Consider the following 21,298-nt stretch of genomic DNA (forward strand, 5'->3'; position numbering starts at 1 on the left):
TTGCGGTGTCTGTACAGCAAAAAACGGCAGGCATCTGAATACTGATCTTCTGTTTTTAAATATACTGGGTCATATTTTCATATTTTCTATAAGTAATCTCCTCATTCCCTGCCCTTAACCGTCCCTTCTCTCTATCATAGGCAGGCTTCCTCTCTTTACATGCCAGCAGAAATTCTTCCAGACTTCCATAATCTTTCCGGCTTCCGCAGATACAGACGTAAGCCGCATCCCTGCTTTTCACCCTGTATTCACAGTGAAACATCAGGTCATCATAAGCCGTAAACGGGTCGCTGCACCAAAGAGCCACGTATCCGCCGCCGGCGCTGCCGGCCAGCCACGTATCTTCTATTATTTCATATGAAAATCTGGAGGATGGCCAATATACATGGGTAAATGGAATCGGATGGGTCTCCGGAATCCGGTAAATTGCACAGAGAACCTCTTTTACCTGTTTTAAAGCCGGCATGATTCCGTTGCCAAACCAGTACCCCGGCCTTGTGGTACAGCTTTCGCAGCTTCCCCCCGGATGGTTTACGAACACCACCGCAGCGGGATCGAGAGCGGCATACCACATATGCTGCTGATAGCCGTATACACCAGGCTCAAACTGGGTTGTTCCGTGAAAACATTCATTTAATGATTTCACATACGAGAAGCTTCCGGTATCGGCATCCGGCTGTTCACTTATATTTTTCCATTTCCGCACCCTGCCGTCGCGTCTTGGAGATTCCACGGAGGTCAGCATGTAATCCTCCTGTTTTTCCACACAGATTCTGGCATTGCTCTCCTCATAGACGAGAGACGCCGGGCTGTACATCATCTCCTTAAGTCCTTCCGGCAGCCGGTACTTACTGGTAGCCAGGAAAATGATCCACTCACTGAACTGGTCCGGCGCCTCCGGATCTATTAAATTGATCAGACACTGAATATCCTGCGTATACGGGTACAGCACCTCCCGGTATACCCGTCCCATAGGTGAAATGGAGACGCCCTGAAAGGTCTGGACTGCCAGATCCTTTAATAGCCGGTCCGCCGCCTTCCATGCAAGAGCCGACAACTCCCCATCGCAGAAATCAACCACATTTAAAATAGCGGCAAAGGTGATAGGGGTGTAGCCGCCGCTGTGGAATTCATCGAAGCCCTCTTTTTCTGTTCGAACCATCCAGTCACGGATTCTCTGCCGCGCAGTCTCTTTCATCTCCCGTCCGGTCTTTCCGGAACGGATAAATAATTCCTCCGGATAAATGTCACCTGCCACATAAGCGCTGACAAAAAACATCAGAGAATGATTCTCACTCCAGAAGCACATGCCGTCACTGCCCGCCTCATCCATCCAGTAACGGTAGTTTATCATGACTTCTTTGCACCGTGCTGCCATGGCTTCATCCATGGGATACAGCTTCATAAAACGGACCATGGCGCAGGTAAGAAAGTCCGAACAATCCCGTCTGCTTTCAATCTGGTCAAAAGACTTATATATCTCCCGCTCATCTTCCGGATCCACTCTGCCTAAGGCGAAACGTGCCAGAATCGGATACATGGAAAAGCTTTCTGAATCTCCCCTTGGAATCTGTTTCACACCGGCAATTCTCTCAAAGACGCGCCTTTTGTTCTCTTCCGGGTCTATGGTTTCTCCCTTTTGAATGGTCAGCAGCTCCTGTCGTTCAAAGCTTCTTGACAGGGTCTGGCCTGATACGGTAACCACAACCTTCAGATAGGGCTTATCCGGTGCCAGAGCCAGCTCTGTCTCTCCCCTCAGCGTTATCCCGGTATAACGGTTACGGTACTCCGTAAAATCCACCGGCCTGGCATCGTAGATCAGGCGGCTTCCTTCCGGCGCCGGAGCGGGAAATACCATCGTTTTTTCTCTGATCATGATTCCTGACAGCCAGTCTGCTGCTTTCGAACAGAGCGCGGCCTTCTCTGCATCCGGCAGCATCACTGAAAGCATTTCCCTTTCCTGCCCGGGAATCTGGATTCCAAACAGGGTTCTCGTGTCCCGGACGCCTAAGTTCACCAGCCTTATATAGATGGTATTGTCCCCCTTTTTTAAAGGCAGCTTCATGATCTTCCGGCTGATGGGTTTATATACGGGAGTCTCAATCCCCCCCACAAACACCCCATTCACCCAGAGATCCACCGCAGCGTAGCTCCAGAGCCAGACCTCCGCCTCCATGTCCTCCCGGGCATTCAGTATCGTAGCAGCGTGAAGCTCCACCCTGGTCAGCAGCGGATAGAAGGAAGACCGGTCCACAAACCAGCTTCCATACGTGTACTCGTACTCCCAGGGCAGTCCCAGGGCGCTCAAAGCCCCCAGAACGACGGGACCAGCCGGCATAACCGGATCGTGATCCGCTGCCTCGGACCGCATCATTTTTTCACAGGCAAGCTGGTTTTTATCCGCCGCACTGCTTGAGAAGTCCGTCTCTTTTCTCCCGCTCACCAGATAATTTGTAATAAAGCCGTATTCATTTAACTGATATTTCATGTTTTCTCTCCTCTTTTCCTCTCCAACGCTGTACTAGTACAGCGTTGCATAAATAACTGAGTAATAGTGCTTGATATCTGCGTCAGGTGTGCGTCTGCGAAGCGACGGCGTAGTGGACCCTACGGCTAGCTTCGCAGACGTGCTCCTGGCGTAGATAGCGAGTGCTATTACTTAGGAATTTATGCAATGCTGTACTAGCTTATCCCTTCACCGCTCCGGCGGTCATGCCGCCCATAAACTGTCTGCTGGCAAACAGATATACCAGAATGATCGGTATCACCGCTATGGCAGATCCGGCAAACAGAATGTTCCATGCCGCCGCGCCGTCTCCTGCATTCTGAAGAGCTACGACGCCTACCGTCAAGGGCCGCAGTTTTTCATTGGTCATGGTAAAAATCAAGGGCAGAATATATTCATTCCAGCCTCCGCGGAAGGACAGCAGCGCAACGCTGGCCAGCGCCGGCTTTAATATCGGAAGAATAACCCGGCTGTAGATACCGAAGAAGCTGCAGCCGTCCATCTTGGCCGCTTCGTCCAGCTCCTTCGGCACGCTGTTCATAAAACCATGAATCAGGAACACATAGGTGGCCTGACCACCTCCTGCCGAAATCAGGATTATGGAAAGCATGGATTTATTCATATTCAGCTTAACTGCCAGTTCAAACAGCGGACGCAGGGAAGCACTGCCCACATTAATAAACATAAACATGACCATCGCATTGTAGATCAGGCTTTTGAAACGAAAATCCCGCCTTGAAAATACGTATCCCGCCATACTGCTGACTGCCAGAGAGACGAACATGACACCGAAGCTCAATACGAGGCTGTTTGCGGTATACCGGGAAAAATTCCCCATGTTCCACGCCTGAATGTAGTTATCAAGAACGAATTTCTCAGGAAGAATATTTAACCCGCCGCTTACAAGCTCACTGTTTGTCTTAAAAGATCCAAGAATAATATAAACCACCGGATAGACCGTCAAAACGGCCAGAATCAACAACAGAATGAAAATCACCGCATTGATCATCTTCGTCTTTTTGGATTCCACTGCATGAATTGTTTTTTCTCTTGCCATCACCGCTCCCCCCTCTATGATATTTCATCCATCTTTTTGCTGAATTTCAAGTAAACAATCGTGATGAGGCCCACGATCACGGCGGAAATGATACTTAAAACAGAACCATAGCCGATCTGGAGCTGAGAGGCCTTGCCGGAAGTCCCGAATACCATTTCAAATATGTAAGAGAACATCACGTGGGTACGGTTATTGGGACCGCCGCCTGTGAGTACCAGAATGGACTGGTAATCCTTAAATGCCGTGGTGATGGCCAGCATAATAACCACCTTCAGCACGGGCCCCAGCATGGGAAGCGTGATACGGAAGAAGGTCTGCACTCCATTTGCCCCATCGATCTGGGCACTCTCATAGACATCCGCAGGAATTCCGGTCAATCCCGAGATCAACAGTATCATATAGTTGCCGAAAGCCCCCCAGATAGCCACGATAACCACCGCTGCCATGGCGGTCCTGGAACTTCCGAGCCAGTCAACAGGGGCACCGATAACACCCGCTGCCTGAAGATAACCGTTTAGCACCCCATTGTAGGTGGCAAATATGAAGTACCAGATCAGGCTGTATACCGCAGAACTGATGACCGTCGGCAGGAAAAATATTCCCTGAAACAACCCGCTCCCAAACCGCTTTCTCTGAAGCAAAACGGCGGTCACCAGGGACAGGGGAATCACAAACAGCAGCTTCATAACCGCGTATTCAAAAGTATGCAGGACGCTGTTCCAGTATATCTTATCCGTAAGCACCCGTTTAAAATTGTCCAGGCCGACAAAATATGCCTTGAATCCGTTATAATCATAAAACACGTACCGGATCAGCCAGAGAAATGGATACACGGACATGACCAGAATAAAAAAGATGGTCGGAAGCAGCATAATCCACATGGTAATGTCACCTTTTTGCCAGCTCTTTTTCATCCGCTGCCCCAATGATTTTTTCGTATTCATAACCTTTACTCCTTCCAAATGGAAACCGGCTGCTGCAACAGTCTATTTGCAGCAGCCGGTTCCTTTCAATTTACTGAGTTTTTATTAATTGTCCAGATACTCTATGGTTCCGTCTCCCGGATGAAGAGGATCGTAATCCTTAATCACGAGCCGTTTTGTCTTACCCATCTTTACTTCTTTATCGAGAGCAGCGTTATACGTCTTATTTAAATTATCAATCGTCTCATCGATGTCTGGACCGCCCTGCAGACAAGCATTCCACAACGCATCGCGGTAATTCTCTCCCTCCGGTGTTACCGACGGTGCTACCGGAAGTACCGCTTCATAATCTGCGCCGGTAAAGTCTGCCATGCGGCCGATCTTGGATTTATCGATTTTTTCGTCCATATACTGAGAAATCGGAAGAGAATAGCCGTTCTCAAAGTATCCCTTTAAAACTTCCTCTGATCCAAAGTATTCGATCACCTCCCAAGCCTCCTGCGGATGCTCCGTAAACGCGCTCATCAGCCAGCCAGTATTGGGGTTGGCGTATTCGCAGCCTTCGATCCTGCCGTTTAATGTGGGAAGGTCTGCTACCGCCCATTCAATCTGTGCCGGAAACTGCTCCGTCAGCACGGTTGCTTCCTGGGAAGCATTTGCGTGGATTGCCGCATGCCCCTCGGAGAACTGTACACGGGCCGGATCAATCTTCATGGAGGCCGATCCGGGGAAGACACTGTTATCCTCAAACATCTGGCGGGTCACTTCCAGCCATGGCTTAAAGCCTGTAAAATCAAAGGTCCCCGTCTTATAGTCGTAGGGTGTGACACCGCTCATCTCCGCAGAGTGTTCCAGCCAGCGCTCAAACGGACCGCTCATACCGGGGAATATGATTCCATAGTACTCTCCGTTTCCCGCCTCTGTGATCTTCTTAACCAGTTCAGGAAGCTCGCCGATAGATTTGGGAATTTCCAGACCCAGCCCGTCAAATATTTCCTTGTTGTAAATAAATCTGGAACCGCTTCTCTTCCCGCATGGAACCCAGTAGATCTCATCTCCCATCACATTGGCCCCTTCGTATAAGTGGTCATCTACTTCATTAATTGTTCTGAATTCATCGGTTATAAAATCATTGATGGGCTGTACGATTCCGTTATCCACGAAATTCTTAAAATCCGTGATGTTCACCTGAGTAAATATATCGGGTGACTGCCCGGAATTGGCAGCCATACTCAGTAAATTCACGTAGTTTTCCGTCTGCACCACATACTCAATCTCAATATGGTCATTCGTGTTGTTGAACTCCTCGACTATCTTATTCATATAATCCAGGTCATGGCGGTTCTCTGTCCATACAGTAATCTTAACTCGGTCTCCCGAAGCCGCACTGCTTCCTGCCTCATTTGCCCCGGTCCCCTCTGCCGCCAAGGCTCCAGATGTAAGATCTGCTGTATTCTCTTTCGTTTCCCCCTGTGAGCATGCCGTAAGAGCTGAAACAGCCATTAATCCCGCCAGACTCAGCGCCGCTATCTTCTTTCCTTTTCTCATAGTTTTTACTCCCTTTCCGTTTGCTTTGTGATCTGTTCGTTTTGTACTGTTTTTGTTTGTCTGTGCTCACATATTACTGCATATTTCCCATAACTCACATGGCATTTTTTACTGTCTATGCGGCATTTTTTTCGAACTGTACAAATCTCACGCCAATTTATTGCTTTCCATTATTCACAATGCTATAATGGCCTTGCTTTAAAATTTTAACCTTGTTTTGAGGAGAATCCTATGAATTCGATATCAGCTATCACCCTTCTCATCGTGGATGACGAGGCCGAGATCCGTACCGGACTTCGCAGCATCATTCCCTGGGAAGATTATTCTGTCACTGTCATCGGGACAGCTGCAAGCGGTGCAGAGGCGCTTGACAAGATACGTTATTATGAACCGAATATTGTAATTACCGACATTCAGATGCCTGGAATGAATGGACTGGAGCTTGTCCGCCGGGCCAGGGAGGAACAGTTTGAGTGCTCCTTCATTATCTTAAGCGGTTACGATGATTTTGAGTACGCAAGAACTGCCATCCGGTACGGCATTGAAGATTATCTTCTGAAACCGATCTCCATAAAGGAACTGACCAATCTGATCTGTAAGCTGAAAGAATCTATTGTGGATAAAAGAAATCTTCATACCGATCAATTGTCAACACTTCACAAATTGAGGAAAGCCGAAGTATCGCTTCACAGGCAGAACCTGATTCCCCAGCTGTTAAGAGGGGAGCTGGCAGAGGAAGAGCTGGGAAGTATTTCTTCCAAATACGGACTGCTCATCCGGAACACACAATCCTGCGTGGTACTGATCCAGACGTTCCGAACCCGCTTCGATCCGGATGAGAATGTGGAGCTGAATCAAAGTCTCGTTGCATTAAAGAAAATCCTGGAGAATGAACTGGCTGACAGTCCCGTTCTCATCTCCGAATATCCACCGGATGGACTGATTCTCGTTGTCAATCTGCCTTTTCATCATCACACGCAGGAGTCTCTTTCAAAACTGCTGAACCGCTGCCTGGCCTCCTGGCGAGGGGATAATCTGGCGGCCGCCATCGGAAAACCGGTACCATCACTGTCCGAAATTCCCGCCTCGTACCAGAATGCCCGACAGGCCATCACATGGCATATCTATCCGGAAGCCGGTCTTGTCATAGAACCGGAAGTGACAAACTGCCTTCCGCCGCCGGTCATCATGCCCGGCGATGATATCCTTCAGGCAGTTTTAAGAAATGATCTGAAGGACATCCGGCTGCAGTTTACCTCTTATTTTGACAGCCTTATCACCGCCCCGCTTCCGCCGCCCTCTTATCTCTACAGTATGTGCAATTATATCATCATTACAATTCAAAGCCAGCTGGCTGATTATCTGGGCGGCCACCCGATCAGCTTTACCGGCAACTCCTATGCCGCGCTGTCAAATCTCTCTTCCCTGGAAGAGGTCAGAAGCTGGATGTGTGAGATTTTAAACGGTTTTGCCAACGAACTCGCCGTCAGCCGGGCCACCAAGAACGAGCCTCTGATTGAAAAGGCCATCGCCTACCTCCATGCCAATCTGCTTAAGAATCCGCATACGGAGGAGGTCTGCAGTTATCTGGGATTAAGCAAAAGCTACTTCAGCACGTATTTTAAAAATAAGACCTCTTTAAATTTCCGTGATTATCTGCTGGATTTAAAAATCAGCTACGCCCAGGAACAGTTAAAACACCCTGATATTACAGCAGGCGATGTGGCAATCCTTCTCGGATACGAGGATTACCGGTCTTTCAGCCGCGCATTTAAAACACGTACCGGCCTGACGCCTTCCGATTATCAGAAGCAGTATACCGGAGAAGGAAGGCGCTGACTATGAGAAACTGGTTTTCTAATCTAAAATTTCGGTACAAACTGCTGATCGGCATGATCGCCATCACCACGGCAGCCCTGCTGCTGATCAGTCAGCTGTCCTACTCCTATTTTTACAAGCGAAACACCAGGGAGGTTCTGAAAAAAGCAGAACAATCGGTGGAAACTGCCGGCGCCGTACTTTCCTCCCAGTTTCAGTCCCTCTCCGCCGCTACGAACAATCTTCTGGTAAGAAAGCCGTTTCCCGATATGATTGCCGATATTGCCAATAACAGCTTTGACGGTTACTCCGGTTATTATCAGGCGGCTTCCGATGAGATGGCTTCCTTCTTCCAAAACCATGCCCAGGTCAACAACATTCTGATCTGCGGAGAAAATGGCTTTCTCTTCAGTCCCTATTCTCTCGGATTCGGCGGCAGCTTTGAAACGCTTTTTACAGAAAACATCTGGGAATATCCTCTTATTACCGTATTTCCAACCCGTCAGAATTTACTATTCCGACAGGGAGGCGCTATCCCCGTCTCCTATCCGGTCTCCTACAGCAGGGGAACCGGCACCTTTGCATATCGCGATACAGAAGGCAAATATAAGGCGCGGGTCATTATTTTGATGGATACGGGACAGATCCGGTCATACTTTGACCAGATGTCAAACGGCTATACTTACTGCATGTATCTGGCCGACTCCAATGGAATTCCCCTGGATATACAGGAAGAGATGTATCCCGATGCCTTTGGGACCAGTCTGGAAGCATTGGTAGCACAGACGGATAATCTCCGCGGAGAGCATCTGGCCACAGACCGGGACGAGCTGGTGGTTTCAACGGCTGCTATCCGTTTTTGTGATCTTAAGGTAGTCCATATCAGCAGAAAATCCGCACTCACCGGCGATATTCAGGAATTCCGTTCTTTCTTTTTTATGGTATGGCTGTTCTGTTCTGCCGCAGCAGCCCTGCTGGCCTTCGGCCTGTCCCATTTCCTGACAAGGGATATTAAAACGCTGGGAGATATTATTGCTCAAATCAACCGCCGTTCCTACCAGACAAAGGTCGTATTTCCCCGCTCTGATGAGATCAGCCTGCTGGGAATACAATTGAACCAGATGTATGATACGATTCAGCTCCAGTTACTTCAGATTAAAGAAGAGGAACAGAAAAAAGCCAGGGCGGAGATTCAGATGATGTCGGAACAGATCAATCCGCACTTTCTGTATAATACACTGGAATGTATTCATTTTCAAATATTAAACGGACACTCCGATACGGCGGGAAGTATGCTGGAAAGCCTGGGACGCTATCTGCGGATCACGTTAAGTGTGGGACAAACCTTCATCTCTGTCGAAAAGGAGGCAGAACACGTTACCTCCTATATGGAGATCATGAACCGTCATTCCAGAGAGGGCGTTCATTTTACCTGTCATATCGATTCGCATCTGAAAAACTGCAAAATTATGAAGGTACTTCTTCAGCCGCTTGCTGAGAACTGCTTAAAGCACGGCTTTGGAAACATGAGTCTGGAGACATGGCCCGTTGCACCGCAGATCACAATATCCATCACCTTAGATCAGACTCACACCCACATGGTCATCGAGGTGTCCGACAACGGGAAAGGGATTGATATCCCCAGGGCCACAGCCTGTCTGACCGAGGAACAGCCGGAAGGCAGAGATCACTTTGGTCTGAACAATATTTATCGCAGACTCATGGCGTGCTACGGCACAGAAGCCAATATTTCCTTTGTCAGTATTCCGTATTTGAAGAACAGCGTCATCGTTACTATTCCGTATGACAGGAATGAATTTTCAAACTCACCCTAATGCACAAAAATCCCCCCGGGTCTGTCGAGACCGGGGGGGATATAGAAGCCTGTTCCTGATTCTAAGATCGTGTGAAACGCTGTAAATATTGCAAAAGTTCGGAACCGCTCTGTCCATTCATTTTATTCAATATTTAATTCAGATATTTTCTAAGTGTCTCTCTCACCGCACCGGCTCCGGCTATTTCCTCCAGGAACATCGCTTCTGTCAGGCTGCCAATCCCGGCGTCATACAAATTAACACCAAAAATATTCTCATTGGAAAGAATCGGCTTCAGCTGCCCTGCATACGTCTCCGGCTTTCCCGCCTCAACGCCATGCAGCCAGCCTTTCAGTTCCGGAACCATCGGATCAGCCGAGAGCTCAAACGGGTTCAGCTCATCATCTACAGCCAGCAGATAACGGCACCATCCGGCTATCGCCAGCGGAATAAAGGTCAGCTTCTTAGCGTCGCCGTACCGTTCCACATACGATTTGATCGTCTCGCCGTACCGGATTCCCACCTTCTGGGAGGTGTCACTTGCGATTCTCTGCGGCGCGTCCGGGATAAATGGATTCGGAAGCCTGTCATAGATGACTTCGTTCACAAAAGCCTCCGGGGAAAGAATCTTCGGATCGGTCACCACCGGCATACCTTCTGTCAAACCGATTTTCTCCACCAGCGCCTTGAGCTCGGGATCCTTCATCTCCTCCGCGATCGAGGTGTAACCGAGAATACAGCCGTATACAGCCAGCGCCGTGTGCAGCGGATTTAAGCAGGTGGTTACCTTCATGCGCTCCACCCTGTTTACCGTATCTCTGTCTGTCATATAGACTCCCGCTTTTTCAAGCGCTGGCCTTCCTGCCGGGAACTTATCCTCAATCACCAGATACTGCGGCCCCTCCGCATTGACAAACGGTGCGATATACGTCCTCTTAGACGTGATCACCGGCAGCATGGCGGCGACTCCGTCGGCCTCCAGCTGCTCTGCCAGGGAAACGCTTGGTCTTGGCGTAATTTTATCGATCATGGACCAGGGGAACGCTATCTTTTCTTCGTTCTTTAAATATTCCAGGAAACCATCGTCCGCAAAGCCTTTTTTCTTCCATTCCTCCGCCATGGTGAGAATGGAATTTTGAAGCTTCTCTCCGTTATGGGAGCAGTTGTCCATACTGACAACGGCCAGCGGCGCGGCGCCCTGTCTGTACCGTTCCAGTAAAAGGGAGCAGACGACAGCCATGGCGCCGGCCGGATGCTCCGGTCCATTGTCGATATCGCTCTGAACGAATGGGAAATACGCCCCATCCGCCCCCTTCAGTGCATAGCCCTTTTCCGTGATGGTAAAGGATACCATCTGAAGAGATGGGCTTATAAAGATGGTGCGCAGGCGTTCCCATTCCTGTGCATCAGCAGAATCCGCCTTCACGCCTTCCGCGATTGAGGCGATCACCTTCTTCTCCGTGCTCCCGTCCGCCTTTAAGGTAATTAAAAGAGCCAGATCGTCGAACGGCTCATAGATCTTGTCCATGATGTCAAAATCAAAGGTTTCTGCCGCAATGATCCCCGTGTCGGCAAGACCTTCCTCCAGAAGCATATCCTGAAGACCCGCAATGAAGCCGCGGAAGATATTACCCGCGCCGAAATGTACCCAGCCCGGCGCCTCCTTTGTCTTTTTAACCATTGCCGCCCTGTCATAGGAAGGAATCTCAATCCCCGCCTTCTCCCATGCCTGTCTTTCCTGTAATCCTGTATCTGTTAAATTCATCTTTACACCTCTCTCATTTATTCCCGCAAGGGTTAAATCCCCCGTTGCCTGCGGCGGGGTGTTTCCCCCTCACGCAATGCAGTGCTGACCAGAAAATCCTCGGCAAAGCCGTCATTCTTCCGTTTTTCCTCCACCTCGCCGCTGGTAAACAGCTCTGCGTATTTCTCTACCAGGAACCGCTCCTCGTTCACCATTTTATTTAAATGAAGGGCCAGCTGCCGGTGCATCCGTTCTTCGTCACGCTCCAGAACGGCCTCCATCAGCTCTTTGTGCTGCTGCACCACTCCGTCGCTGATTCCGGTCTCCGTCAGGGAAAGCAGCCGGATACGACGGTAATCGCCTGAGTTCGCATGGATGATGTGAGCGCAGGTATCCCGGTTTACTGCCTGGTAAAATACGGAGTGAAACACGATATCCTCCTCCAGAAATCCGCGACAGTCCCTGTCCTTCACGATTCTTTCCTGCCGGTCCAGAGACGCCTTTAAGGCCGCGGCAGCCTCCGAAGCCCGGTCATGGTCATTCAAAGCCATGAATTCCAGCATTACCTGTTCTTCCACACAGCTTCTCAGAAAGCGTTCATTGTCGGCCCTCTGGAAATCGATCTTCGATACCATCGTTCCCTTCTGCGGCAGAAATGTGATGAGGTCCTCCTTGGAAAGCCGGATCAGCGCTTCCCTGACTGGGGTTCGCCCCGTCCCGTACGCATCACAGACGTCTTTTATGCTGAAAACCAGGCCGGGTCTCAGCTTCAAATCCAGGATATCCGTTCTGAGCACGTCATACATGAGGTCTTCCCGGCTACCCATTCTTCCTGATCGCTTCCCATAAGCCCTGTAAATACATCGCGCCCAATGCACGGTCGTACAGGCCGTAGCCAGGCATCGCATCCTCGCCCCAGATGGCACGGCCGTGATCCGGACGTATACAGCCGTCAAAGCCGGTGTCGTAAAGCGTCTTCATGATTTTATACATATCCATGGAGCCGTCGGAAGACAGATGCGCGGCCTCCTCGAAGTCCCGGTCGGAATTGTATTTTAAGTTCCTGACATGGGCAAAGGCTATTCTTCCCTTTGCTGCCTCGATGATGCCCGGAATATCATTGTTCTGATTGGAACCCAGGGATCCGGTGCAGAGCGTCAGACCGTTGTACGGCTTATCAACTGCCTTTAAGAATTTTTCAATGTGAGCCTTATCCGTAATGATTCTCGGAAGTCCAAATATCGGCCACGCCGGATCGTCCGGATGGATTCCCATGCGGATGTCGTATTTCTCGCAGACCGGCCCGATGGCTTCCAGGAAATAAACGAGATTGGAGAACAGCTTCTCCTCATCGACCTCCCGGTACATCGCAAATAAATCTGCCAGCCTGCCCATACGCTCCGGTTCCCATCCCGGCATGACATAACCGGCTGACATGGCTTCGATGGATTCCCTCATATGCTCCGGGTCAATCTTGTCGATGATATCCTGATTGTAAGCGAGAACCGTAGAGCCGTCCGCCCTCTTTCTGGCCAGCTCGGAACGGGTCCAGTCAAACACAGGCATAAAGTTATAACACACCATATGAATGTCTTCCTCGCCCAGGCGTTCCAGCGTCGTGATGTAGTTGTCAATATAGCGGTCTCTGTCCTTTGCCCCTGTCTTGATGTCGTCATGGACGTTGACCGATTCGATTCCAAGAATGGAAAGCCCCGCATCCTCGACGGTCTTCTTTAAGCTTCTGATCTCTTCCCTTTCCCAGACCTCTCCCGGCTGCGTTCCGTAGAGTGTCGTTATGACGCCTCTCACGCCCGGAATCTGACGGATCTGTTCCAGAGTTACGGTGTCATAGCCTGGTCCATACCAGCGAAGTGACATATTCATATGATTTTCCTCCTGATGATAAATAAGATTGGTTTACAGCTTCCACTATGCTAATATATTAGTACTAATATATCAGTTTGTACAGAGGATTTTTAACGGAATTCCATCTGTTTTTTTATGAAATATGTCTAAATAGCTTTCGCCAATTGCCCGCCGGATATGTATAGAAGCTTGTTTTTCAGGAATTTTATACGTTTTACTGCAAAAGCCGCTCAATGCGGGAGACGGGCTGCTTATCTCTCACGGCATTTACCGTCTGCCATGCACATTTTCCCGCCTTCTATCAGACTCCTGCTGTTTATCCGCAATCTTCGACATCACCATACCTGTGATCCCCATGAATGCCAGTGCCGGCAGACAACTGATCACCATCACCAAAAATCCAAACAGCCCCTTAAAATGGCTGATAAAAAGCAGATTCTCCGGCAGTATTACTTTATCATAGATCCACTGGATCAGTTCCGGGGCCTTTAGTTAAGAAATATCCATCAGTCCAATCTCCGCCATCAAAAATGCGGCCGATATCAAAAGAAAAGAGATAACCGCTGCCTTCTCAGCCGGACTGTGTCTGGTTTGAGAAAATTCTATTATAAAACTGTGTTCTGGTTTTCGTGCCTACCGGTTTACGCGTTTGCATTCTATTTTAATATGCGCATTTTACACAAAAATGCTAAAAATTAAATTTTCTTCTTACATTAGCACCGTCCAAACAGTTATAATGATTCACGGCGGAAAAATTTTACCATTTCCGTTTCAACCGTGTGCGTTAATCTGAATAGATGTAAATCCAGCAATATCTGCGTGTAATCTATAAGCGGGAACCTTCCGAATTGATTGCGCGCAGGTTTTATTTATAAGGAGTGTTTATCTATGACAGAAACAAAACAAAATGCCTATCTTGCATCAGAACCCATCGGCAGGCTGCTGATGAAATTTTCAGTTCCCTGCGTACTTTCCATGCTGGTCAGCGCCCTCTATAACATCGTGGATCAGATCTTTATCGGTCAGAGTGTCGGTTACCTAGGAAACGCGGCAACTAACGTCGTCTACCCGTTCACTGTAGCTGCTCTGGCTATGGCCCTGCTGATCGGGGACGGAAGCGCCTCCAAATTAAGCCTTTCCCTGGGAAGCGGCGACAAAAAAACCAGCCACAAATGTATCGGCAATGGAATCCTGGCTACAGTATTCATTGGCATCCTGCTGACCGTAATCGGATTTCTGTTTACGGATCAGATTCTCCGCTTGTTTGGAGTGACGGAGGCCAGCTATCCCTATGCCAAAGAATACATGGAGGTCATTCTGCTGGGAATCCCCTTCTATATTTTCGCCTCCGGCATGAATGCGGCAATCCGGGCTGACGGCTCCCCTGCTTATTCCATGTTCTCCAACGTAATCGGGGCCGTTCTGAACCTGATTCTGGATCCGGTCGCCATCTTCGTATTTCACATGGGTGTACGGGGTGCAGCCATTGCCACAGTCATCGGCCAGGTTGTTTCCTGTTTCGTCACCATCCTTTATTTCCAGAAGCCGAAATCCTTTCGCCTCTCGAAGGCCAGTTTTCTTCCGGATGGCCATCTGCTGAGGCAGATCGGCCAATTGGGCATCTCCAGCTTTATCACACAGATTGCCATTGTCATCGTCATGAGTGTGTCCAACAATATGATTGTAATCAAGGGCTCCCAGTCCATTTACGGAGCTGATATTCCTCTTTCCGTTGTTGGAATCGTTATGAAGGTCTTCGGCATCGTCATTGCATTTTCAGTGGGTATTGCTGTCGGCGGCCAACCTATCGCAGGATATAATTACGGCGCCGGTAATTTTAAACGGGTCTTCGATACGTATCGTCATATTATTGCCGCCACCGCGGTAGTCGGCATCATTGCCACACTGCTCTTTGAATTCTGTCCGCAGGTCATTGTCAGCCTGTTCGGCAGCGAGAGCAGTCTGTATAATGAATACGCAAATATGTGCTTCCGTATTTTCCTGGGAGGCATCCTGCTCTGCTGCGTACAGAAGGCCAGCAGTATTTTTCTGCAGTCGATTGGAAAACCGGTGAAGGCAACTATCCTTTCCCTGTCCAGGGACATCGTCTTCTTAGTTCCGGGCGTCATCCTGCTCTCGATGGCTTTCGGCGTCACGGGAATGCTGTGGGCGGCCCCCATTGCCGATGTGCTTTCTCTGATTCTTACAATTATTCTTGTCTCTCACGAATATAAATGTTTAAAGCAAATGGAGGTCAGAACACATGGATAATCGAATCATCACCATCAGCCGTGAATTCGGCAGCGGCGGACGTACCATAGGAAAAATGACAGCTGATAAACTGGGAGTCCCCTACTACGACAAGGATCTGGTCAAAAAAGTGGCCGTGGAAACGGGCTTTGATGAATCCTATATCGAAAAACAGGGCGAGGATGCTCCCTCGAAAAGCATCTTCGGATACGCCTTCGCCGCCAGAGGAATGAATGGAGCCATGAACGGGATGTCGGCCGACGATTTCCTTTGGGTAATCCAGAGAAATGTCATTCTGGACCTGGCGGAAAAAGGCCCCTGCGTCATCGTTGGAAGGTGTGCAGACTATATTTTAAAGGAACGGACAGACTGCCTCAATGTCTTCGTTCACGCCGAAGCCGAAACACGGGCCGAACGCATTGTCCGCCTTTACGGGGAAACGGAAAAAAGTCCTGCGAAACGCCTGGAGGAAAAGGATAAGAAGAGAGAAGTCTATTACAAATACTACACCGGGCAGGTATGGGGCATGGCAAAAAATTACGCCATCTCCCTGGACAGCGGAAAGCTGGGCCTGGACCGGTGTGTGGAGCTCATTACCGGGCTCACGAATCTCCGCCAGGAGGACGCAAAAGGGTAATACACCGGAGCACTGCAACCGGCACAGAACAGAAGAAGCCGCTGTATCAGTATTTTTATCTGCTGATACAGCGGCTTCTTCTTCGGTTAAACTGACCTTCCAAGCACTTCTGCCTGGCTTAAATATTCGCTTTCCTTTATCTCCTCACGGCTTCCGCAGCCGAGAGCCAGGACACTTCCCGCATTTTTCCAGCGTCCAGATCCGCCCATCCACAAAACCAAAACGCAGCTTTAAAATCTCCTGCTCCCGCTTGCTTAAATGGCCCAGGGCTTTCTCCACCGCCTTCACCAGGCCAATGTTCCCTTCCTGAATCAGGTCCAGGAAGGACATACCGCTGCCCTCCACATATCGCCTGGCAACGCTGACCACCAGACGGAGATTGGCGCGCACCATGCGGTCTCTCGCGTCGTCGTCTCCCTGCTCTACCTTCAGGGCGAGTTCCGTCTCCTCCTCCGGGCTCAGAAGCCGCACGCCTCCTATTTCTTTCAAATAGATATGGACGGAGTCCTCATGGAGATATTCGTCTTCCTCGCTAAACGCAGGCAGCTCCGATCCTTCGTCTTCGAAATCGAAAGATTCCGCCTCTTCCAGCCGGCAGTCTGCCAGAGCATCTGCAAAGCAGTCGTCTAACGACTCTGCCTGTTCTTCCGTGAGTATTTCCCTGAGTTCTGCTGTGTGTTCTACTGTGCATTCTTCCGGATGTTCTGTGTGTTTCTCCGCATTTACTGCTTCATGTTTTTCAGGACCATCCAATTTACGGCCGCCTCCTCTCTTCTCTGATACAGTCGTACCTGGTCTTTAAGCGGATTCCATTTCCCTTACTCTCCGGCCGATCAGCTCTTCCACCTGATCTTTTTCCACTCCGAGAGCCGCGGCAAATTCGCCGTATAAAAAGTCTTCCGCCAGTTTGAGATATAAGTCGTCGCGCGCTGTATTCTTCCGTCCCTCTGCCAAACGTTTCTGCTTCTTTAAATACAGGGTCTTGATAATCTGCATCCAGCCCATACAGTCATTCTGCTTCATGATTTCCTTGTATTTTTCCTCACGCTGTTTTTCATCCAGGACCCAAACAGTTTCCACCTGTGGAATCCTGTCAATCAGTTCCAGCGCATCTTCCCTTGTAATCGCTCTGCGCAGGGAGCTTTTTTCGTTATCCACCGGCGTATAAATGGTATTTTTCTGTGCATAGAGCGGTTCCAGCGTGTAATAAAGCCGTCCCCGTTCCGCAATGCTGAGATCCAGAGGACCGATCGCTTTTATCACACAGATTCCATGATTTCCAAATACAACATGATCATTTACCGAAAACATAGTTTCCCTCCTGAAATTAAAATAGATGCTTTGGAATCTCATTGATTCCAAAGCATCAACGTTTGTTACTACAGATATCCGTCCGTACTGTAGGAGTTATACTGCTTCCTGATCTTCACCACCAGGGAGCCGTCCGCTTCCTTTGACTTCTTTTCAATGACATATTTGACACTGCTCTTTTCCAGCTTTTTGCAAAAGATGGTAAAATCCTGTTCCGGATCAGCCTCCTTCGTCGTATCAAATCTCATGGTCTGCAGTAAACATGCGCTTACAATTCGTCTCATGTTAAAACCTCCCTTTCCTATAGGTTTATTTTAACATTTTGGGAAATAAATTGTCAGCGTTTTTTTACTGTCCGGGAAAAGTTTGTTAAAAACTATCCATTCACAATCGCCTGTATATTATGCAGATTTACTATGGTTTTACAGTGGCTGGCCAGCTTCCCGGCCATGCATCCGCCGACCGTGTCCCCTGCCTCTGCAGCCTCGTTCACGCTCCGGGCCTTCCCAGCCGTCCAACAGCTTATCCAGCAGTTCCGCCAGTGTCTTCTTCTCCTCACCGCTCAAACAGGAAAACAGTCCGGACGTCATATCTACGCGTTCCTCTTCCAGTCTGGAGGCAGCCTCCGTTCCCGCTTCCGTCAGTTTTACCTCCATCTGCCGCCGGTCATTCTCACTCTGGCTCCTCTCAATGAATCCGTCGTCTTCCACTTTATTTAAAATCTCGCTCAGTGATCCGGACCGCACCTCCAGAATATCCTGAAGCTCCCGCTGGGTAATGGTTCCACGCTCTAAAAGCACAGATAAGATTCTGGCCTGCCCCACTTTCTGCCCCATATTATAATGAAGGAAGTGGCCGCAGGCGCGCAGCTGGCCCTGAAGCTTTTCTTCTATTACAAAGCCGTGACGGCGCACTCCCATTTTACAGTTCCTTCCATGGGCTTCCATGGATCTGCCTCTTCTGTGTTCCCCCAGTTCTCTCCTGCCGCCATGATTCTGCCGCCCCTCACCCTGGTGGTGGTTATGCTCACTCTCGTTTCGATTGCTTCGCTCGCTTCCGCCATTGTCTTCATTACGGAAGTACGCCCTCCCTTTTCCGCACTGCAGTGCTCCGGCCTCGCATTGATTTGGACAGCATGGGCATGTTGTTTTATTTTCATCCATATAGAAATCCTCCTGTTTTGTTTGTTTATTCGTTCGTTACGTTTTAATTTGTTAGGTATGTTTCAATTAGCTAGGTACCTTGTAATCTCATCTTACACCTCCGCCGTCCATTTGTCAAGGTACCTTGTAATTTATTTTTTTAGAATACATTTATTTAAATAAATCTTCTTTGCCGCAAAAAAATACCGCCAATCACATACATGCAATTGACGATAAGTATCATCTGACTTTCATACAATCATCGAAATCCGCTGTCCTCAAGGCATCGCTGCCGTCTCTTCCACCATAACTGCTTCAGATTCTCCCAATAAATCCGATATCCTTGCTTTATAACACAACATCAAATCAGGACTAACCGTTTATTCCTCCGAGTTTCCAGTTTTCATCCCAATTTCCCCTATAAATGCTCCTAACCAATATCGTGTAGATTACAACATTTTCCTGCGCTTATGAGCTGTAATAATCGTATAGCTGAACGCATTGACTGTTATGATACAGGCTTCATTCTCCGCATACCAGTTCTTTCCCTTTCTGGTTATACCAGTGTTTACGTTTTCAATCACCGCTCTGCACCACGCCACCACATCATCCGTATCCAATGTCAGATTCTTCTTAATCCGCACCACCCCCAAATCTGTGGTATGCAGTTTATGTATGTTCACAAGCAGTTCATTTCTATTAACACAATCCATCTTCCCTCTTTCATTCCTCCACGTCCTCCAGAAGCGTATAATCCCGTTCGAATAATTCCTCACAGACCTCCAGCTTCAGCCGGTTCCACTCCAACTTCTCCAACAGCTTTTCCCTCACAAACCGTTTGCTCCTCTGCCTGTAATGAGGCAAATGATTCTGTTCGATAATGTTCTGGAGCTCCGCCCGCCACAGAATGGCAAGCTGCAATTCCCGCTTCATTTTAGGATTCTGCTGCGCGGGACGCATTTCCTCAATCACGATCTCTCTGCCGTTCACAGACACGACCAGCACTCCCCAATAGGCCGGAATATGCTCTTCTACGTGTTTTGCGTGCGATCTGCCGATCACGACGTAATTCTCGTCACAGTATTTGTCGTAGTCACGGATCTGCCTCTTCAGACGCTCGTACGTATCCGCATCACTCTTAATCTCCAGCCCCGTGATTCTGCCCTCCGTCACCATCAAGACGTCAGCCCTCGATTTTCCGATGATTTTCTCCTCAAACATCCTTGCTTTCCCGAACCGCTCTTCCAGGTAGTCAAACAGGGGCTCCCTGATATCGCAGTCGTACAGCAGTGCATCCATTCTTTCCATATCCCATAACCTCGTCGTTTTGTCCTACAGAAATTATAGGTTCTGGCTCTTTCCCTGTCAAGAACAGTCGGCTTCTCCCCTCTTTTTCCTGAAAAATGCATAACGGTTCGCAGCCCACGAATCACATCCTCCGGCAGAGCGGGCCGGGCGGCAGACGTAATCCATGGGCTGTGAACCGTTACAAAATAAAAGCGCAGGACTATCCCCTGATACCCCTGCGCGTATTATAACATACTTTTAAACTTTAGCTGCTGATTCGAATTCAACTGCCTTCCTCACGCCTTCACAGCCCATCTCATCTTCGTCGACCGTGCCCGTCCGTTCCTCAAGCACTCCTCCGCCGACGGCCGTATCACCTCATCCGCGATCTCACTGTAAACGCCTTCCTTCTTCAGGCGTTTAAAGGACTTCTTCACCAGCCTGTCCTCGCCGGAGTGGAAGGTCAGGATCGCCACACGGCCTCCCGGCGCCAGCACGCCCGGAAGCGCCTCTAAGAATGAGTAGAGCACTTCAAACTCGCTGTTCACATCGATCCGCAGCGCCTGAAATGTCCTCTGACACGATTTTTTCACCGCTTCCTTCCGGTCTGCTTCCGGTACTGCCGAGAGAGCCTTCTCAATGACCTGGCGGAGATGCGTCGTCGTATCGATCGGATTGCCCTTTTTAATCTCCAGGACGACCGCTCTGGCAATCTCCTCCGCGTATGGCTCGTCCGCATTTTCCAGAAGCATACCCCGCAGCTCTTCCTCGTCGATTGTACGCAGGCGCTCCGCGGCCGTGATTCCCTTCTCCGGATTCAGCCGCAGATCCAGCGGGCCTTCGGTTTTATAAGAAAATCCGCGGTCGGGATTGTCGATCTGCATGGAAGATACGCCAAGATCCGCCAGCACAAAATCGAACGGTCCCACCTCGGCCCCCACGCGGCCGACATTCGCAAAATTCTCCTGAATTATCGTCAGTATTTCAGGGCCGAAGCCCTGGCTCTGTAAGCGTTCCCGTGTCTTTACAAGCTCGATGGGATCGATATCAAGGGCGTAGAGATGGCCCTCCGACTGCAGGCACTTTAACATTTCCCGGGTATGGCCGCCGTAGCCAAGCGTGGCGTCAAGCCCCTTCTGCCCCGGCTTGATCTGAAGGAAATCGAGGATTTCCTGCACACATATCGAGATATGCATCCCAGCCGGCGTACTTCCCTTGCTCACCACCTTCGCCACGGTATCGGCGTATTTCTCCGGCTGAAGCTCCTTATATTTTTCCTTATAATTTCTCGGATGAGTCCCTTTATACCGGACCCTGCGTTTATGTGTCTGCTCCTGATTCTCCATTTGTTCCTTCCTCTCTCCTCATATTCTCTTATCAAAACTGCCGCTCCAG

The 21,298-nt window shown here is 49.4% G+C and carries 19 protein-coding genes and 1 pseudogene; 4 read left to right on the plus strand and 16 right to left on the minus strand.

Translation table 11 applies throughout. The features are described from left to right. Nucleotides 1-55 precede the first annotated feature (55 nt). The 4 genes from M1L66_RS23180 to M1L66_RS23195 form a co-directional block, all read right to left on the minus strand. The gene (locus tag M1L66_RS23180) at nucleotides 56-2,488 is read right to left on the minus strand and encodes a hypothetical protein (RefSeq protein WP_434688492.1); all 2,433 of its coding nucleotides are present in this window, start codon (nucleotides 2,486-2,488) and stop codon (nucleotides 56-58) included. A 199-nt stretch (nucleotides 2,489-2,687) separates the two neighbouring features. Next, nucleotides 2,688-3,563: a carbohydrate ABC transporter permease gene (locus tag M1L66_RS23185; RefSeq protein WP_434688494.1), complete on the minus strand. Its 876-nt coding sequence runs from the start codon at nucleotides 3,561-3,563 to the stop codon at nucleotides 2,688-2,690. A gap of 14 nt (nucleotides 3,564-3,577) precedes the next feature. Next, a complete protein-coding gene (locus M1L66_RS23190; RefSeq protein ID WP_187024171.1) occupies nucleotides 3,578-4,507 on the minus strand; it encodes a carbohydrate ABC transporter permease in 930 nt (309 codons plus the stop codon). 84 nt (nucleotides 4,508-4,591) lie between these two features. Further along, nucleotides 4,592-6,034 carry an ABC transporter substrate-binding protein gene (locus tag M1L66_RS23195; RefSeq protein ID WP_117624529.1) on the minus strand — a complete coding sequence of 481 codons (1,443 nt, stop codon included), beginning with the start codon at nucleotides 6,032-6,034 and terminating at the stop codon, nucleotides 4,592-4,594. Nucleotides 6,035-6,265: 231 nt separating this feature from the next. Here M1L66_RS23195 and M1L66_RS23200 point away from each other — a divergent pair, with 231 nt between their 5' ends. Together M1L66_RS23200 and M1L66_RS23205 are read left to right on the plus strand one after the other, a co-directional pair. Next, nucleotides 6,266-7,873 carry a response regulator gene (locus M1L66_RS23200; protein ID WP_434688497.1) on the plus strand — a complete coding sequence of 536 codons (1,608 nt, stop codon included), beginning with the start codon at nucleotides 6,266-6,268 and terminating at the stop codon, nucleotides 7,871-7,873. Between the two features lie 2 nt (nucleotides 7,874-7,875). Beyond that, complete coding sequence (locus tag M1L66_RS23205; RefSeq protein WP_434688499.1) at nucleotides 7,876-9,687, plus strand: sensor histidine kinase; 1,812 nt, start codon at nucleotides 7,876-7,878, stop codon at nucleotides 9,685-9,687. A gap of 133 nt (nucleotides 9,688-9,820) precedes the next feature. Here M1L66_RS23205 and M1L66_RS23210 read toward each other — a convergent pair whose 3' ends face one another. From M1L66_RS23210 to M1L66_RS23225, 4 genes are all read right to left on the minus strand, one after another. Then, nucleotides 9,821-11,431: a mannitol dehydrogenase family protein gene (locus M1L66_RS23210; protein WP_434688501.1), complete on the minus strand. Its 1,611-nt coding sequence runs from the start codon at nucleotides 11,429-11,431 to the stop codon at nucleotides 9,821-9,823. Nucleotides 11,432-11,463: 32 nt separating this feature from the next. Beyond that, the gene (locus M1L66_RS23215; RefSeq protein ID WP_434688503.1) at nucleotides 11,464-12,237 is read right to left on the minus strand and encodes a GntR family transcriptional regulator; all 774 of its coding nucleotides are present in this window, start codon (nucleotides 12,235-12,237) and stop codon (nucleotides 11,464-11,466) included. After that, on the minus strand, nucleotides 12,230-13,294 hold the full coding sequence (gene uxuA, locus M1L66_RS23220) for a mannonate dehydratase (protein ID WP_117623658.1): 1,065 nt from the start codon (nucleotides 13,292-13,294) through the stop codon (nucleotides 12,230-12,232). The genes M1L66_RS23215 and uxuA overlap by 8 nt, the downstream gene beginning before the upstream one ends. A gap of 249 nt (nucleotides 13,295-13,543) precedes the next feature. Beyond that, nucleotides 13,544-13,666: a hypothetical protein gene (locus M1L66_RS23225; protein ID WP_434688505.1), complete on the minus strand. Its 123-nt coding sequence runs from the start codon at nucleotides 13,664-13,666 to the stop codon at nucleotides 13,544-13,546. Between the two features lie 498 nt (nucleotides 13,667-14,164). On the opposite strand from M1L66_RS23225, the gene M1L66_RS23230 reads away from it, so the two are divergent. Both M1L66_RS23230 and M1L66_RS23235 read left to right on the plus strand, forming a co-directional pair. Further along, entirely contained in the window at nucleotides 14,165-15,547 is a 1,383-nt protein-coding gene (locus M1L66_RS23230; protein WP_434688506.1) for an MATE family efflux transporter, read from the plus strand. Next, nucleotides 15,540-16,163 carry an AAA family ATPase gene (locus M1L66_RS23235; RefSeq protein ID WP_187024164.1) on the plus strand — a complete coding sequence of 208 codons (624 nt, stop codon included), beginning with the start codon at nucleotides 15,540-15,542 and terminating at the stop codon, nucleotides 16,161-16,163. The genes M1L66_RS23230 and M1L66_RS23235 overlap by 8 nt, the downstream gene beginning before the upstream one ends. Nucleotides 16,164-16,433: 270 nt before the next feature. Here M1L66_RS23235 and M1L66_RS23240 read toward each other — a convergent pair. From M1L66_RS23240 to rsmH, 8 genes and pseudogenes are all read right to left on the minus strand, one after another. After that, nucleotides 16,434-16,643, minus strand: a pseudogene (locus M1L66_RS23240) (sigma factor); the annotation flags it as partial. Between the two features lie 318 nt (nucleotides 16,644-16,961). Further along, nucleotides 16,962-17,474: a CarD family transcriptional regulator gene (locus tag M1L66_RS23245; RefSeq protein ID WP_434688509.1), complete on the minus strand. Its 513-nt coding sequence runs from the start codon at nucleotides 17,472-17,474 to the stop codon at nucleotides 16,962-16,964. A 68-nt stretch (nucleotides 17,475-17,542) separates the two neighbouring features. Beyond that, on the minus strand, nucleotides 17,543-17,758 hold the full coding sequence (locus tag M1L66_RS23250; RefSeq protein WP_434688511.1) for a protein pyrBI: 216 nt from the start codon (nucleotides 17,756-17,758) through the stop codon (nucleotides 17,543-17,545). A 138-nt stretch (nucleotides 17,759-17,896) separates the two neighbouring features. Beyond that, nucleotides 17,897-18,394 (minus strand): MarR family winged helix-turn-helix transcriptional regulator, encoded by a 498-nt coding sequence (locus tag M1L66_RS23255; RefSeq protein ID WP_434688513.1) that lies wholly within the window; start codon nucleotides 18,392-18,394, stop codon nucleotides 17,897-17,899. After that, nucleotides 18,367-18,633, minus strand: a complete 267-nt coding sequence (locus tag M1L66_RS23260) for a hypothetical protein (RefSeq protein ID WP_187024160.1) — start codon at nucleotides 18,631-18,633, stop codon at nucleotides 18,367-18,369. Before M1L66_RS23260 ends, M1L66_RS23255 begins: the two co-directional genes overlap by 28 nt. 432 nt (nucleotides 18,634-19,065) lie before the next feature. Continuing rightward, complete coding sequence (locus tag M1L66_RS23265) at nucleotides 19,066-19,329, minus strand: DUF3781 domain-containing protein (protein ID WP_434688515.1); 264 nt, start codon at nucleotides 19,327-19,329, stop codon at nucleotides 19,066-19,068. A gap of 10 nt (nucleotides 19,330-19,339) precedes the next feature. After that, nucleotides 19,340-19,924, minus strand: a complete 585-nt coding sequence (locus M1L66_RS23270) for a sce7726 family protein (RefSeq protein WP_187024158.1) — start codon at nucleotides 19,922-19,924, stop codon at nucleotides 19,340-19,342. A 275-nt stretch (nucleotides 19,925-20,199) separates the two neighbouring features. Continuing rightward, nucleotides 20,200-21,249, minus strand: a complete 1,050-nt coding sequence (gene rsmH / locus M1L66_RS23275) for a 16S rRNA (cytosine(1402)-N(4))-methyltransferase RsmH (RefSeq protein WP_002602807.1) — start codon at nucleotides 21,247-21,249, stop codon at nucleotides 20,200-20,202. Nucleotides 21,250-21,298 lie beyond the last annotated feature (49 nt).

Source organism: Hungatella sp. SB206 (genome assembly GCF_051132295.1).
Taxonomy (GTDB): domain Bacteria; phylum Bacillota; class Clostridia; order Lachnospirales; family Lachnospiraceae; genus Hungatella; species Hungatella effluvii.

What these genes read in the sequence shown, in the direction of transcription:
- M1L66_RS23180 (WP_434688492.1), bottom strand. Translation starts at nt 2,488, where the DNA reads ATGAAATATCAGTTAAATGAATACGGCTTTATTACAAATTATCTGGTG.
- M1L66_RS23190 (WP_187024171.1), bottom strand. Translation starts at nt 4,507, where the DNA reads ATGAATACGAAAAAATCATTGGGGCAGCGGATGAAAAAGAGCTGGCAA.
- M1L66_RS23250 (WP_434688511.1), bottom strand. Translation starts at nt 17,758, where the DNA reads ATGAGACGAATTGTAAGCGCATGTTTACTGCAGACCATGAGATTTGAT.
- M1L66_RS23185 (WP_434688494.1), bottom strand. Translation starts at nt 3,563, where the DNA reads ATGGCAAGAGAAAAAACAATTCATGCAGTGGAATCCAAAAAGACGAAG.
- M1L66_RS23265 (WP_434688515.1), bottom strand. Translation starts at nt 19,329, where the DNA reads ATGGATTGTGTTAATAGAAATGAACTGCTTGTGAACATACATAAACTG.
- M1L66_RS23230 (WP_434688506.1), top strand. Translation starts at nt 14,165, where the DNA reads ATGACAGAAACAAAACAAAATGCCTATCTTGCATCAGAACCCATCGGC.
- M1L66_RS23195 (WP_117624529.1), bottom strand. Translation starts at nt 6,034, where the DNA reads ATGAGAAAAGGAAAGAAGATAGCGGCGCTGAGTCTGGCGGGATTAATG.
- M1L66_RS23215 (WP_434688503.1), bottom strand. Translation starts at nt 12,237, where the DNA reads ATGGGTAGCCGGGAAGACCTCATGTATGACGTGCTCAGAACGGATATC.
- M1L66_RS23255 (WP_434688513.1), bottom strand. Translation starts at nt 18,394, where the DNA reads ATGGGAGTGCGCCGTCACGGCTTTGTAATAGAAGAAAAGCTTCAGGGC.
- M1L66_RS23270 (WP_187024158.1), bottom strand. Translation starts at nt 19,924, where the DNA reads ATGGAAAGAATGGATGCACTGCTGTACGACTGCGATATCAGGGAGCCC.
- M1L66_RS23235 (WP_187024164.1), top strand. Translation starts at nt 15,540, where the DNA reads ATGGATAATCGAATCATCACCATCAGCCGTGAATTCGGCAGCGGCGGA.
- M1L66_RS23210 (WP_434688501.1), bottom strand. Translation starts at nt 11,431, where the DNA reads ATGAATTTAACAGATACAGGATTACAGGAAAGACAGGCATGGGAGAAG.
- M1L66_RS23225 (WP_434688505.1), bottom strand. Translation starts at nt 13,666, where the DNA reads ATGGTGATCAGTTGTCTGCCGGCACTGGCATTCATGGGGATCACAGGT.
- rsmH (WP_002602807.1), bottom strand. Translation starts at nt 21,249, where the DNA reads ATGGAGAATCAGGAGCAGACACATAAACGCAGGGTCCGGTATAAAGGG.
- uxuA (WP_117623658.1), bottom strand. Translation starts at nt 13,294, where the DNA reads ATGAATATGTCACTTCGCTGGTATGGACCAGGCTATGACACCGTAACT.
- M1L66_RS23205 (WP_434688499.1), top strand. Translation starts at nt 7,876, where the DNA reads ATGAGAAACTGGTTTTCTAATCTAAAATTTCGGTACAAACTGCTGATC.
- M1L66_RS23260 (WP_187024160.1), bottom strand. Translation starts at nt 18,633, where the DNA reads ATGAAAATAAAACAACATGCCCATGCTGTCCAAATCAATGCGAGGCCG.
- M1L66_RS23245 (WP_434688509.1), bottom strand. Translation starts at nt 17,474, where the DNA reads ATGTTTTCGGTAAATGATCATGTTGTATTTGGAAATCATGGAATCTGT.
- M1L66_RS23200 (WP_434688497.1), top strand. Translation starts at nt 6,266, where the DNA reads ATGAATTCGATATCAGCTATCACCCTTCTCATCGTGGATGACGAGGCC.